At 50.4% G+C, this 12,134-nt stretch carries 13 protein-coding genes; 5 read left to right on the top strand and 8 right to left on the bottom strand.

Annotated elements, in window-relative coordinates; genetic code table 11:
- Positions 1 to 220: 220 nt before the first annotated feature.
- The 4 genes from fabD to rpaB all read right to left on the bottom strand — a co-directional run bounded on the left by fabD (position 221) and on the right by rpaB (position 4,309).
- Positions 221 to 1,102, bottom strand: a complete 882-nt coding sequence (gene fabD, locus BST81_RS24265) for an ACP S-malonyltransferase (RefSeq protein WP_075601099.1) — start codon at positions 1,100 to 1,102, stop codon at positions 221 to 223.
- A 272-nt stretch (positions 1,103 to 1,374) separates the two neighbouring features.
- A complete protein-coding gene (locus BST81_RS24260; protein ID WP_075601098.1) occupies positions 1,375 to 2,373 on the bottom strand; it encodes a beta-ketoacyl-ACP synthase III in 999 nt (332 codons plus the stop codon).
- Entirely contained in the window at positions 2,373 to 3,407 is a 1,035-nt protein-coding gene (plsX, locus tag BST81_RS24255; protein WP_075601097.1) for a phosphate acyltransferase PlsX, read from the bottom strand. The genes BST81_RS24260 and plsX overlap by 1 nt, the downstream gene beginning before the upstream one ends.
- A 170-nt stretch (positions 3,408 to 3,577) precedes the next feature.
- Positions 3,578 to 4,309, bottom strand: coding sequence for a response regulator transcription factor RpaB (gene rpaB, locus BST81_RS24250; RefSeq protein WP_075601096.1), 732 nt, complete (start codon positions 4,307 to 4,309; stop codon positions 3,578 to 3,580).
- Positions 4,310 to 4,517: 208 nt separating this feature from the next.
- Between rpaB and radA the strand changes: the two genes are divergently transcribed.
- Complete coding sequence (gene radA / locus BST81_RS24245) at positions 4,518 to 6,002, top strand: DNA repair protein RadA (protein WP_075601095.1); 1,485 nt, start codon at positions 4,518 to 4,520, stop codon at positions 6,000 to 6,002.
- Positions 6,003 to 6,019: 17 nt separating this feature from the next.
- Here the strand turns inward: radA and BST81_RS24240 are convergent, their stop codons facing one another.
- On the bottom strand, positions 6,020 to 7,243 hold the full coding sequence (locus BST81_RS24240) for an ABC transporter substrate-binding protein (RefSeq protein ID WP_075601094.1): 1,224 nt from the start codon (positions 7,241 to 7,243) through the stop codon (positions 6,020 to 6,022).
- Positions 7,244 to 7,425: 182 nt separating this feature from the next.
- Between BST81_RS24240 and BST81_RS24235 the strand changes: the two genes are divergently transcribed.
- Positions 7,426 to 7,785, top strand: coding sequence for a hypothetical protein (locus BST81_RS24235; protein WP_253188470.1), 360 nt, complete (start codon positions 7,426 to 7,428; stop codon positions 7,783 to 7,785).
- On the opposite strand, the gene BST81_RS24230 is transcribed toward BST81_RS24235, so the two are convergent.
- The 3 genes from BST81_RS24230 to BST81_RS24220 form a co-directional block, all read right to left on the bottom strand.
- Positions 7,767 to 8,459, bottom strand: a complete 693-nt coding sequence (locus BST81_RS24230; protein ID WP_075601119.1) for a ComF family protein — start codon at positions 8,457 to 8,459, stop codon at positions 7,767 to 7,769. The genes BST81_RS24235 and BST81_RS24230 overlap by 19 nt on opposite strands.
- A gap of 93 nt (positions 8,460 to 8,552) precedes the next feature.
- A complete protein-coding gene (locus BST81_RS29005) occupies positions 8,553 to 9,167 on the bottom strand; it encodes a hypothetical protein (RefSeq protein WP_253188469.1) in 615 nt (204 codons plus the stop codon).
- A gap of 717 nt (positions 9,168 to 9,884) precedes the next feature.
- Positions 9,885 to 10,505, bottom strand: a complete 621-nt coding sequence (locus BST81_RS24220) for a GNAT family N-acetyltransferase (RefSeq protein ID WP_143780481.1) — start codon at positions 10,503 to 10,505, stop codon at positions 9,885 to 9,887.
- A 91-nt stretch (positions 10,506 to 10,596) separates the two neighbouring features.
- Here BST81_RS24220 and ruvA point away from each other — a divergent pair, with 91 nt between their 5' ends.
- The 3 genes from ruvA (at position 10,597) to BST81_RS24205 (ending at position 12,104) form a co-directional block, all read left to right on the top strand.
- Positions 10,597 to 11,223 carry a Holliday junction branch migration protein RuvA gene (ruvA, locus tag BST81_RS24215; protein WP_075601093.1) on the top strand — a complete coding sequence of 209 codons (627 nt, stop codon included), beginning with the start codon at positions 10,597 to 10,599 and terminating at the stop codon, positions 11,221 to 11,223.
- 72 nt (positions 11,224 to 11,295) lie between these two features.
- Positions 11,296 to 11,565, top strand: a complete 270-nt coding sequence (gene rpsO / locus BST81_RS24210; RefSeq protein WP_075601092.1) for a 30S ribosomal protein S15 — start codon at positions 11,296 to 11,298, stop codon at positions 11,563 to 11,565.
- Between the two features lie 14 nt (positions 11,566 to 11,579).
- Complete coding sequence (locus tag BST81_RS24205; RefSeq protein ID WP_075601091.1) at positions 11,580 to 12,104, top strand: PAM68 family protein; 525 nt, start codon at positions 11,580 to 11,582, stop codon at positions 12,102 to 12,104.
- The last annotated feature ends 30 nt before the right edge of the window (positions 12,105 to 12,134 follow it).

Genomic DNA, 12,134 nt, shown 5'->3' with positions numbered 1-12,134 from the left:
AGATTGTTATCTGTCATTGGTTGTCTATGACCCATGATTCATTATTGGGTATTTGCGATGCAATCAGGTATTTTACTCCCATCCAAATCTAATAGGGTTGTGCCAGTCAGCACCCCCAGGCTATCAGGGTTTGGGATGCTCCTTGGGATGGATTGCTCCTCCGCCCTCACCCGATGGCAATTGGCTACCAATGACTGATTCAGGACGCATGATCAATTTATCAGGCGGGTAAATCATTGAATCCACTGATATTGCTCAGAGCTACTCCTGGCGCAGCCCGCTTCATTAAGCCCGTTAGAACTTTGCCAGGACCTACTTCTACGACTCTTTCAACTTTTTCCTGGGCCAACTGCACGGAGATTTCCCGCCAGCGGACTGAACCCGTCATCTGTTGAATCAGCCGGGCTTTCAGGACGTTGGCTTCGATCGCGGGTTTGGGCTCCACATTTGACAGCACAGGAACCTTAGCAAATTTGAAGGGAACCGCCTCCAGAATTTGCTGAAATTCTGCAGCGGCTTCTTCCATCAGGGGAGAGTGAAAAGCACCTGACACTTTCAATGGGACGATCCGTTTCGCTTTAATCCGGGAGAGCACTGCTTCAACTGCCTCTGAGGTGCCTGAGATGACAACTTGATTCAGGTCATTGTCATTAGCGAGGACAACCCCATCAATCTGGTCAATCAACGCCTCCAACTGTGCCCGATCGAACCCCATCAAGGCTGCCATGACCCCCTGGGATGCACTATCCATCAATTCAGCTCGCCGCTTGACTAGACTTAGCCCTGCTTCAAAATCAAAGACTCGGGCTGCATAAAGGGCGACATATTCTCCCAGGCTATGACCGGCGACCAGATCGGGTTGATGGCCTCGTTCCAGCATTAAATCAGCCAGGATGGCTTCCACGACATAAAGGCAGGGCTGGGTATAGAGGGTGCGGGAGAGTTTTTCCAGTTCGGTCTGGCACAGGTCCAGTACTGACCAGCCTAGAATTCGTTCGGCTTGTTCAAACTTAGTTTGGGCGATCGGCAGAGATTGTAAATCTACGCCCATTCCGGTTGCCTGTGACCCCTGGCCAGGGAAAATCCATGCTGTCTTAGTCATTACCTTTTATTCCATCAGCGTTGAATTGTGCATATGGGTGGTTGAGTTTTGCATGGTGCAGAGGGGACTTCAATCCACACCGGTTCTGCAAAGAGATGGTAAAAATGCTTACTGGACAGGCATTTCATTCAATGCTTCCGGTTTGTAGGAGGGTCAACTCCAGATCTCATGGGAATCAAAAACTCAATAACGGTCTTCTTAACGGATCCAGGCATTTCCTGGGAACGCCCTTGCCAGACCAGGCATCTCGAAGCTAAGGATCGACTTGTTGCTTAGCGTCCCCAGCGAAAAATGGCTGCTCCCCAGGTTAGACCAGCACCAAAGCCAGAACTGGCAATAATATCACCGGGTTTAACCCGGCCCTGCCTCACCTCTTCGTCCAGAGCCAGAGGAATAGAAGCGGCAGACGTATTACCGTAATGAGCCAGGTTGCTGATTACCTTCTCAGGAGGAACGTTCAGCCGCTGAGAGACTGCATCCAGAATGCGTTGATTGGCTTGATGTAGGAGTAACCAATCAATCTGGTCTATCGTGAGTTTGGCTCGATAAAGAGATTTTTCAATCACTTCCGGCACCTGCCTGACGGCAAATCGGTAGACTTCCTGTCCGTTCATCGTAATGAACTGGTAATTCCCTTGGCCTAGATCGACGCCCTCCAGTACAGATTTGGCTTGGGGTTGATAGGCCAGATTCAGGCAATTATTTTGGGTGCCGTCACTGCGAAGTTCAAACCCCAGCAGGCAATCCCGCTCATTCGCTTGTATGAGTACGGCCCCAGCCCCATCTCCGAACAGGATGCAGGTGCGACGATCGCTCCAATCCGTCCAGCGGGATAGCATATCAGCCCCAATCAACAGCACATTCTGGTAGGTACCGGCGCGAATGAACTGAGCGGCTGTGACCAGCCCAAAGAGGAAGCCGGAGCAGGCGGCAGTCAGGTCAAAGGCAACGGCTCGTGATGCCCCTAGTTTGGCCTGAATCAAAGCAGCGCTGCCGAACAGGTCATCCGCAGTGGAGGTCGCCAGGATGATCAGGTCTACCTCAGCAGCAGGTAAGGCAGCCATGCTCAAGGCTGCTTCACCTGCTTGAGCAGCCAGGTCGGCTAGGGACAATTCTGGACTGCCAACATGCCGCTCTCGAATCCCAGTCCGGCTGGCAATCCACTCATCTGAGGTTTCAACAATCTGGCTGAGTTGTTCATTACTCAGGGCAGTGGGTGGCACTGCGGAACCACTGCCTGTAATTGCGATGCCCAATCCCAATTGCTGCATTATTCTGGCTCACCTGTCGGGGCTGGTATGGTCTGATAGCTAGCCTGAATTCGCTCTAGAACTTGATTGTCGATCGCTTCTTTGGCTAGTCGAATCGCATTGAAGATACTGGGACCCTGGGAACTGCCATGGCTGATGATGCAAATGCCGTCCACTCCCAGGAGTAAGGCCCCTCCATGTTCTGCATGGTCAATCCGTTGCTTGATTCGGCGCAGGTTTGGTTTTAAAAGCGCTGTCCCCAGCTTTCCGTGCAACCCTTGGGGGAGTTCCTCTCGCACAATTTGCAGGAGAACTTCTCCGATCGCCTCTGCAAATTTCAGAAGAATGTTACCGACAAATCCGTCGCAGACAATGACATCGAAATCACCGGAAAGGACATCCCGACCTTCTGCGTTGCCAATGAAGGGAATGGTGGGATTCTCGTGCAAGAGCTGATAGGTGCGCAGGGCCAGATCATTGCCCTTGGAAGACTCCTCTCCAATATTCAGCAGCCCCACTTTAGGGTCATTATTGCCGAGGACGTAGCGGCTGTAGACAACCCCCATCATGGCAAACTGCTCCAGAAACTTGGGCCGACAATCTACATTGGCCCCCACGTCCAGAATCAGAACAGATTTGCCCGCAATCATGGTGGGTAAAACTGTGCCAATAGCAGGACGATCGATTCCTTTCAGTCGGCCTAACCGCAGGAGTGCTGCCGCCATGGCTGCACCAGAGTGCCCTGCAGAAACCACAGCTTCAGCCTGGTTCTGCTTGACCAGATCCATCGCCACGTTAATCGAGGACTTCGGTTTACGTCTCAATGCCCCTAGAGGTTCTTCGTGCATCTCGACGATTCCCTCGGCGGGAATAATTTTTAGGTGAGAGGAATTTATATGCTTCTTCAGAGCAGCCTCAATCTGATGGGGATCTCCGACTAGGAGAACTTCTACCCCCAACTCTTCTTGAGCTCTGACTGCTCCTGCAACAATTTCGGCAGGAGCGTGATCTCCGCCCATCGCGTCAACTGCGATCCGTGCCTGAGTTAATGCCATTCATTGATGTTGTAGAAACCTTACAAATTCTATCAGATGGTCTTTACGCAAATCCTCAGGAAATCTAGGACTTCTCGCATCAAATTCTGCGAAATAGGTGGCTTCTGCAGCCGGAAGATGACCTGGTGCCAAGACTTTTCAACTTTTATCTAGGGAATTTACGTTGGATCTCATTCATTCTCTGAAGGCTCAATAATTCGCTGAAATAGATAACCCGTGCCCCGAGCAGTCAGAATTAACTCTGGATTGCTGGGGTCATCTTCTAATTTGGCTCGCAGGCGAGAAATGTGAACATCTACAACTCGGGTATCTACGTGACGTTCGGGGGTGTAGCCCCAAACTTCCTGCAGAATTTCTGAGCGGGAAAAGGCTTCCCCAGAGCGGCTGACCAGCAACTCTAGCAGACTGAACTCCATTCCGGTGAGCCGAATCCGCTCATCACCTTTGTAGACTTGCCGCTTGTTGGTATCAATCCGAATGGCATTGATGTGAATGACCCCAGAACTGGGGATGCCGGTGGTGCCGGTTTTCTCAACGCGCCTTAACACCGATCGGATCCGGGCTTCCAGTTCCTTGGGGGAAAAGGGTTTGACCACGTAATCGTCTGCACCTAATTCCAGGCCAGTGATACGATCGGCAACATCTCCTAGGGCAGTCAGCATGATGATGGGCACGTCTGACTCTTTGCGAAGTTCTTGACAGACCCCATAGCCATCCAGTTTGGGCATCATGACATCCAGAACCACCAGATCTGGATCTGTGCTGCGAAATGTATCGAGGGCCTCTTCTCCGTCAGCAGCAGTGACAACGTCGTAGCCAATCATTGAGAGGCGTGTCTCAAGAATCCGCCGAATACTGGCTTCATCATCAACAACTAATATCTTTTCTTTGTGATTTTCCAATTTAGCTAATACTCCTTTAGCTAATACTCCTCTAGCTAAGACTCCCGGATTAGATTTCTAAGAGTAAAGTTTTGGTACTTTAACATAAAGATAGTACCTTAGCTGAGGCAGTTATATAACGCTGAAACTCCTGCAATTGTTGCATTTCAGCTTTTCTTAACACTTATTCAACCGGGTGTTTCCTTAAAAATAATTAATCCTTATACGGATGGCAAAATCTCGAACTCATTACGTTTGCAATCATTGTGGAGCAGAGTCTCCCCAGTATTTTGGTAAATGTCCCCTCTGTGGGAGCTGGAATTCTCTGCTTGAGCAGGTAGCCCCTGTGCTGCCAGCGGGGGCGGGGGCTTCAGGAGCTGGGATGGCAGTGCGACAGAAAAAGCGATCTGCTCGATCGGAAGACACCTCCCAGGCTAAGGCTGCCCTGACCCTGAACCAGATTTCTGATTATCCCCAGACTCGGTTGCCTTCTGGTTACCGGGAACTCGATCGAGTTCTAGGGGGTGGGATTGTGCCGGGCTCACTGGTCTTAATTGGGGGGGATCCGGGGATTGGTAAATCGACCCTACTACTGCAGATGGCCCACCAACTGGCGACAAGGCACCCCATTCTCTATGTCTGTGCTGAAGAATCGGGCCAGCAGGTAAAGCTGCGATCGCAACGGCTGGGGATACAAAAGGACCGGGACCTGCAGGGCGATGGTGACCAGGGAAGCTGCAGGGAAACAACGCTGCCGCTGTCCTCGCCCCTGGATCGCCTGTATTTGCTGCCAGAAACTGATCTGGATACAATCCTGGCGGAATTGGAGTCCCTCCGGCCCCAGGTGGCGGTGATTGATAGTATTCAGGCCCTTTATTTTGCTGCCCTGGGGTCGTCCCCTGGTTCCGTGGCCCAGGTGCGAGAATGTACCTCTCTGCTGATGCAGGTGGCGAAGCGGGAGAGCATTAGCTTGTTTATTGTGGGTCATGTGACCAAAGAAGGGGCGATCGCGGGGCCAAAAGTGTTGGAGCATCTGGTAGACACCGTGCTGTACTTTGAAGGCGATCGGTTTGCCAGCCATCGCCTGCTCCGTTCCGTCAAGAACCGATTTGGGGCGACCCATGAATTGGGAGTGTTTGAGATGGTGGACCAGGGACTGGAAGAGGTCTTAAACCCCTCGGAACTGTTTCTGGGCAATCGGGAAGACCCTTCACCCGGAACGGCCACCATCGTGGCCTGTGAAGGCACCCGCCCGATCGTGGTGGAATTACAGGCCCTGGTTAGCCCTACCAGTTACAGTTCTCCCCGTCGTTCTACGACAGGGGTGGAATTTAACCGCCTGTTGCAAATTCTGGCGGTGTTGGAAAAACGGGTCGGGATTCCCCTCTCCAAGTTAGATGCCTATGTGGCCTCTTCCGGGGGGCTGACCGTGGCGGAGCCCGCGGCTGATTTGGGAGCGGCCATTGCGATCGCAGCCAGTTTCCGCGATCGCACCGTTGATCCACTGACGGTTTTGATTGGGGAGGTGGGCCTGGGTGGGCAGGTGCGCTCTGTCTCCCAGATGGAACTGCGACTTAAGGAAGCTGCCAAACTGGGCTTCCGGCGGGCCATCATTCCCCGAGGCCAGAACTTCTCGATTCGAGGCATGGAGATTGTCCCGGTGGGGCGGGTTGTGGAGGCGATCGCAGCGGCTTTACCCGGACGATCAGAGTAGATTCAACCCAGAGGGCCTCATTTCAAAAACACAAATTTGCCATTATTGCCATCTGGATCCATTTTGATCTGGGCCACATAGAATTCTTTTTGGACAATTTCCCCTTCTGAGGTGAAGGAAATTTCACCCAGGGGCGTGCTGTATTTTCCAGCCAGGACCTGTTTGTTCAGGGCGGTTCGGAGTTGAGGCAGGGGCATTGTCTTGATTTTGGTCTGGCTGTCCAGTGCTTTTAAGGCTTCTACGAATACCTGAACCCCAGTAAAAGCCTGGGCACTAAATTGAGGGGGTTCCTTCTGATTTAGATCTAAATAGGCTTTGCGGAATTCAGTATTGATGGGACTGGATAGTTCAGGGCTGTAAGCCTGGGCAATGAGAACCCCATCACAGAGTGCCTTACAGACGGAGAAAATATTGGAGGTATTCAACCCATTGCCGCCAATAATAATCCCTTTGTATCCCAGTTCCCGTAACTGTCGGACTAGGTTTCCCCCGTCAGCGGCGAGCCCGGAAATGATGATCAGATCAGGCTTGGCATTGATGCCGTTTGTGGCCTGGGATTGAAAGTCTGTATCTGTGGTCTGAAATTTTTGGACTGTGATCAATTCCAGTCCCAGATCTTTAACGGTCTGCTGAAAAATCTCGGTTTCTGATTTGCTGAATGCATCATTCTGGGCAAAGAAGACGGCGACACGCTTAATTTTGGGGTCCAGCTTTAGGGCCGCTTTAACTGAATTGGGAGCGACCACAGAAACTGGGGCTGAAACCCGACCGATATAATCTCCGATTTGAGGAATACCTTTGGCTGTATTGGAGGGGCCGAGAACGGGAACCCCTGCTCGATTGGCGATCGGATCTGCACTGAATGCCTGTTGGGACAAGGTTGGCCCCACAATCGCCACCACCTGACTTTGGCTGATCAGGGTTTGAAAGGCATTAATGGTGCCTGCTTCATCCCCAGAAGTATCTTGAAATACCAATTTAATCGGCGTGCCATTGACACCACCACGATCGTTGAAGTATTTTTCAGCAATCCTGACTCCTGTGACTTGTTCTTGTCCTAATAAGGCGACATTACTAGTCTGAGCCACGGCAATCCCGATCGGAATTGCTGTGGCTGGACCTGGGGCAGTTGAAGTTGAATTGGTTGTTGTTTCAGGGCCAAGATTGGTTGGATTACAAGCTGTCAGTAAAAGCGCTGAAGTTATTAAGAATGAGGCTGTACGTGTAACAAAATCTTTCATAAGGTATCAAAACATCTGTACTTTTTGAGGTCTATAGACCATAATCATGCCATGCACAAGAATACTTTCAAGGTTGCCAGCTAATTTAGTAAAGAAAGAATAGATAGGGTTGTAAATGACAGTTTCCTGCTTGCTATAACTGGCTTGCTATCATTGATGACTAATGCTTGATGATTGAGTTGATGATGAATCTTGAACGCCAAATTAATCGTCAAAGGGTAAAGCATATTGTCAGTAGCTATCAACTGGACGCTACTGATGCTAAGAGTTTCCACAGTTGCCTGGACGAACTTTTGCAAACTTACCCGACTCCTTTAATTGAGTTAGCCCTGGTGGAAGTTCTGGTTGAAAGCTGGTTGTCTTTCCCTCGCTTGCGGGGCCTGGACTGTTTGCGCCGGGTGCAAGACAAGCTGATTGATTGGGAAGGCCATCCGATTGTGAGTACGATTACGCCAGAGCAGTTTTACCAGATTGCAGGCCTTGATCCCCACCCTATTTTTGGGTCTGCCGAGCCTGTTCTGGTTCAGTTGGAATCAGCTTGAACATGAGGGGTGCGGGCGACAGCGATCAGGCCATAGACCTGGATGTTATGCCGGGTCAGGGTATGGATGGCCGATCGGGTTGTCGCTCCTGTGGTGTAGATATCGTCTACTAAAAGAATGGAACCGGTGTGGTGCTGCTTTAAGCCCCGTCCCAGACGAAATGCCCCGGTTAAGTTTTGGGCTCGTGCCAGGGCTGATAGGCCAAATTGAGCTTCTGTGGCTCGAACGCGCTCCAAGCCCCAGCTTTCTAGGGGTAATTGAGTGATACGGCAAAAACTTGCAGCGATCAGTTCGGCCTGATTGAATCCCCGTTGACGCTGCTTGGCCTGATGCATGGGGATGGGAACTACGATCAATGGAGATGCGGGTTTGGAGATGTGGGGAACAGTGAGCCACGCTTCCGCCAGCCATTGCCCTAAAGGTTGGGCTAGTTGGGGCTGATTGTCGTATTTCAGCATCGTCAGGGCTCGCCTCAAAGCACCGGTGTACAATCCCCAGGTGAATAGGCGAGGGTCATTCTGCCAAGTCTCCTCCAGATGAAGCAGGCGACATTGCCAGATCTGCTTTTGACAAGTTGGGCAGATTTCCTGGGGGGTCGATCGCTGACAGAGGGGACAGGGACTCTCCAGAAATAGGTTTAAGAAGGGCTTCAGGTAGCGGGACCAATGATTCATCAGCAGCAAGGTTATCATCACATTTTGCTTAGAGTTCCCCAGTTGCTGATGGGCTGACAAAACAATTGGAATCTTGAATGGGGGGTGACCCTTCTAGATCCGTTCCTTGGAGCTGCCATAGACCTGGCGCACTGTACTGATTGTTTGAGGTAGAACGCCGACCAGGAGCGCGAAGGCTTCGTCTGGCAAATTAGCGACAGCACTACTGTCAAAGTAGTTCTCAAACTGGTTGAGAATCATTTGAGCCCGTTGTACGGCTACTGAGTTGTCTGTAAATTTCTGGGTTAACCGGATCCACTGACGGCGGATCAAATAGGCTTTTTGCTTCTCCTCATAAGACTCTGGATGGACTAGCAGTAAGTCTCCTAAGGGGAGAACGTAATGACAATCTGCATCGAAAGGGCCACCGACTGCTGCACCAGGCCCAGCAAACTCAGCGTAGAATTTTTTGTAGAGAACTAGACCATTTTTCCGTCGGCTATCCACCATCAGAAGCTGGCCTGACTTAATTTGTGCTAGAAACCTATCTTCGTCCAAACTGTCCACAATAGTCTGACGAGCGTCTGGCTTGACGATTTTTCCCTCGGATTCTGGTGGAGTTTCTGCTACGGGCAATGGATTGGTCTTGTTCCCAGCACGAAGTGAACTGACTGATAGATCGCCCCTGTCAGTAGCAGCAGAATAGCGTTGTTTCTGATCGCTATCCATCTCAATAAACTCCTGCAGCTTAACGTGAGCGATGAGCTCAGTGAATTCAAAAGATTACAGAGCTCAGATGATGCAATACGGTGAAATCAAGTAGATGTCGATCGCTGAAGTAAGGTTCTCAAGATCATCCGCAATAGTTGTAAACGCCAACAGCTATGTAGCATTCACAAATCAGCTTAGGTAATCCATCGGACTTAAAGTTGCAGAAGCATTTTATAACCCAGCGTCATCCTATCCCTAAAGTTCCCTGAAAACAGTACTGATTGTAAACCCTGACATCTAACACAATGTGCTAGCTTGGTAAATTCATTGTAGATGACTCAAGGTAAGCTGAAATCAGCGTTAGCTAGGACTTCCAATTATAGAGAACAACCATTTGTCAGTCCGCTAAACCATAATTTCATCTAAAATTCACGCAAACTTTATCTAAAATTTATTGAATGCCTGACAAAGACAAAATAATTTACAGAAGAATTAGCGGTGGGCTGGCAAGAAACCTCTGCTAATACAGAATTCTGCTGGTCAAGGAACTTGATCAGAAACCACCCCTCCCAATCTCCTTTTGCCAGGAGGCTTGAGGTGGGGGAGGGACAATTGCTAAAAGGATCAACATTAGCAGGATATGTTTGGGTTCCTCCCTCCGGGCAGACCCTACTTCCCCATATCCTTCCCAAGAGATTGGCTGTGGCCGTGATTTAAACCACGGCCTGAGAAAAATCATGAGGTTAAATGCTTACGCAGGAGCAGTCTTTTTGGCCGTCTGAGTAAGTAAGAGGACCAATCTGGGTCAACTTTTTCCAGGTGATAGCCACTCTTGTGGTAGAGACGTTGGGCCTGATAATTGTCTTCTAAAACATGAAGATATAAGTCTTTCAAGCCAATATGCAGTGCAATTTGCTCACAGCCTGCCAGCAGCTTTTGGGCCACCCCCTGTCTACGGTATTTCGATTGAACGGCCAGATTGGAAAGATAATAATGCTGCTTATGGGCCCGTTGGAAGAAGTGAGAAGGCTTGAGGGCCATTTCTACAGTTCCAATAGGAGGGTGACGGTTCAGACTAGGGATTGGATTGTTGCCAGTGACCTCCTCGGCGACTAAGCAGATGTAGTGAGGAAGCTCAGACTTTAAGCGATGGCGCAAGTCTTCAGTAATCCCAATCTGCAAGAAGGGATAAAACCAGCCCATCGGGCCTACACGGGAGTGGAAGCTGTCCGTAATTATTTCCGAGAGAGAATAAATGTCTACTTGACCTACAGGGCGAATATGCCATCGACGGGAGCCAGGAGTCCGTCTTAAAATCTCCTCAATTTGACTGATGTAGGGAGTCAGACTATTCACAACTAACGAATCTAAGCCGCAGCCTTAGCGCTTGCTTTATTATTCTGGCAGAACGTCTCCCAAATTGTGGGGAGAATTTTGACAAATATCTATGATTGGTTACCTGAAAGGGATTGTGGTTAACATTCAACGGACCGGGGGCAATCGTGTCACCTTGACCCTGGAAGTGAGCCAGATTGGATATGACCTGCAGATTACCCAGCGGTTGATTGCGGGACTCCCGCCGGTGGGAGAGTTGGCCCAAATCTATACCCACATGCAGGTGCGAGAAGATCAGCTCGTGGGGTTTGGTTTTGCATCGGCGGCTGAGCGGGATCTCTTTCGGCAACTGATTAGCGTCAGTGGTATCGGAGCCCAACTGGCGATCGCCCTTTTAGATACACTTGGGTTGCAGGATCTGGTTCAGGCCATTGTTTCTGGTAATACACGCCTTCTGGCTAAGGCACCTGGTGTGGGGACAAAGACAGCCGAGCGAATTGCGTTAGAACTCAAGACTAAGTTGTCAGAATGGCGTCAGCAAACGGGTTTATTAACCAGCCCCCTGGCGGGTCCTAATCTGTCCATTCAGGAAGATGTGGAAATGACCCTCCTGGCTCTGGGATATACCGGGTATGAAATTGCTCAGGCGTTACAGGCTGTGGGGCAAAATACGGCTCTTTCCAAGAATGCGGATGCTGAAGAGTGGATTCGACAGGCGATCGGTTGGCTGAGTCGTTGATTATTCTCAACTTTAATTCGTCTGTGATATGATGATAGACTGCTGAGGTTTTCCGGTTGAGAGCTTTTATCCATGGCCCTGTTACAAGAGCAAAAACATCAGATTATTTCCGATTATCAGATTCACGAAACGGATACCGGTTCTGCCCATGTTCAGGTCGCTATCCTGACAGAGCGAATTAACAAGCTGAGTGAGCATCTGAAAGCCAATAAGAAAGACCACACATCCCGTCGAGGTCTGCTCAGGATGATTGGTCATCGTAAGCGCTTGCTGTCTTATATTCAAGAGCAGGATCAGGATCGCTACAGAGCCCTGATTACACGCCTCGGTATTCGCGGTTAAGGAGTTCATCCCTTATGGCTGCCCGTGATCCACTCCCTTTTGAGCCAGCTAAGAATTCCAAGAAGACGACCCCAGAATCTGCTGCTAAAGACTCATCTGGACCAGAAGTGCGTCAGCAAGGCGCTACTTCTGCGGCAGCATCTGGATCGACGAGGATTAATCAGGCTCAGAAAAAGCAGTCTGGGCGGGTGGGCAATAGCTTGAATCAGGAGTCTGAAGCGACAAGCATTCCCCAAGCCGTGAGTCGGCGCATGGTTCGGCGCATGGCTGTTTTCAGTGGTATCCCAACAACTCTGGGTGTTGCTGTGTTTTTCATCAGCTACTGGATTGTGATTCAGGGTTGGTTTAAGCTACCGAATGCAATTGTGGTATTTCTAAGTATGGGCTGCTTCGGCCTGGGTGTTTTGGGCCTGAGCTATGGCGTGCTCTCTGCCTCCTGGGATGAAGAAACGACAGGCGGTTGGCTGGGTTGGCCGGAGTTCACAACGAACTTAGGTCGGATGACAGCGGCATGGCGCTCGGCGAGGCAGAAGGATTAGTCGTCGTGCAGTAACAGGGTAGGAAAATTC

This window comes from Leptolyngbya sp. 'hensonii' (genome assembly GCF_001939115.1).
Classification (GTDB): domain Bacteria; phylum Cyanobacteriota; class Cyanobacteriia.
Note: the sequence above shows the minus strand (reverse complement) of the source record. Positions and strands in the feature narration are given on the sequence as shown.

Excerpts from the sequence above, each read along its gene's own strand:
- fabD (WP_075601099.1), bottom strand. The coding sequence starts at position 1,102 with ATGACTAAGACAGCATGGATTTTCCCTGGCCAGGGGTCACAGGCAACC.
- BST81_RS24260 (WP_075601098.1), bottom strand. The coding sequence starts at position 2,373 with ATGCAGCAATTGGGATTGGGCATCGCAATTACAGGCAGTGGTTCCGCA.
- plsX (WP_075601097.1), bottom strand. The coding sequence starts at position 3,407 with ATGGCATTAACTCAGGCACGGATCGCAGTTGACGCGATGGGCGGAGAT.
- radA (WP_075601095.1), top strand. The coding sequence starts at position 4,518 with ATGGCAAAATCTCGAACTCATTACGTTTGCAATCATTGTGGAGCAGAG.
- BST81_RS24240 (WP_075601094.1), bottom strand. The coding sequence starts at position 7,243 with ATGAAAGATTTTGTTACACGTACAGCCTCATTCTTAATAACTTCAGCG.
- BST81_RS24235 (WP_253188470.1), top strand. The coding sequence starts at position 7,426 with ATGATGAATCTTGAACGCCAAATTAATCGTCAAAGGGTAAAGCATATT.
- BST81_RS24230 (WP_075601119.1), bottom strand. The coding sequence starts at position 8,459 with ATGAATCATTGGTCCCGCTACCTGAAGCCCTTCTTAAACCTATTTCTG.
- BST81_RS29005 (WP_253188469.1), bottom strand. The coding sequence starts at position 9,167 with ATGGATAGCGATCAGAAACAACGCTATTCTGCTGCTACTGACAGGGGC.
- ruvA (WP_075601093.1), top strand. The coding sequence starts at position 10,597 with ATGATTGGTTACCTGAAAGGGATTGTGGTTAACATTCAACGGACCGGG.
- rpsO (WP_075601092.1), top strand. The coding sequence starts at position 11,296 with ATGGCCCTGTTACAAGAGCAAAAACATCAGATTATTTCCGATTATCAG.
- BST81_RS24205 (WP_075601091.1), top strand. The coding sequence starts at position 11,580 with ATGGCTGCCCGTGATCCACTCCCTTTTGAGCCAGCTAAGAATTCCAAG.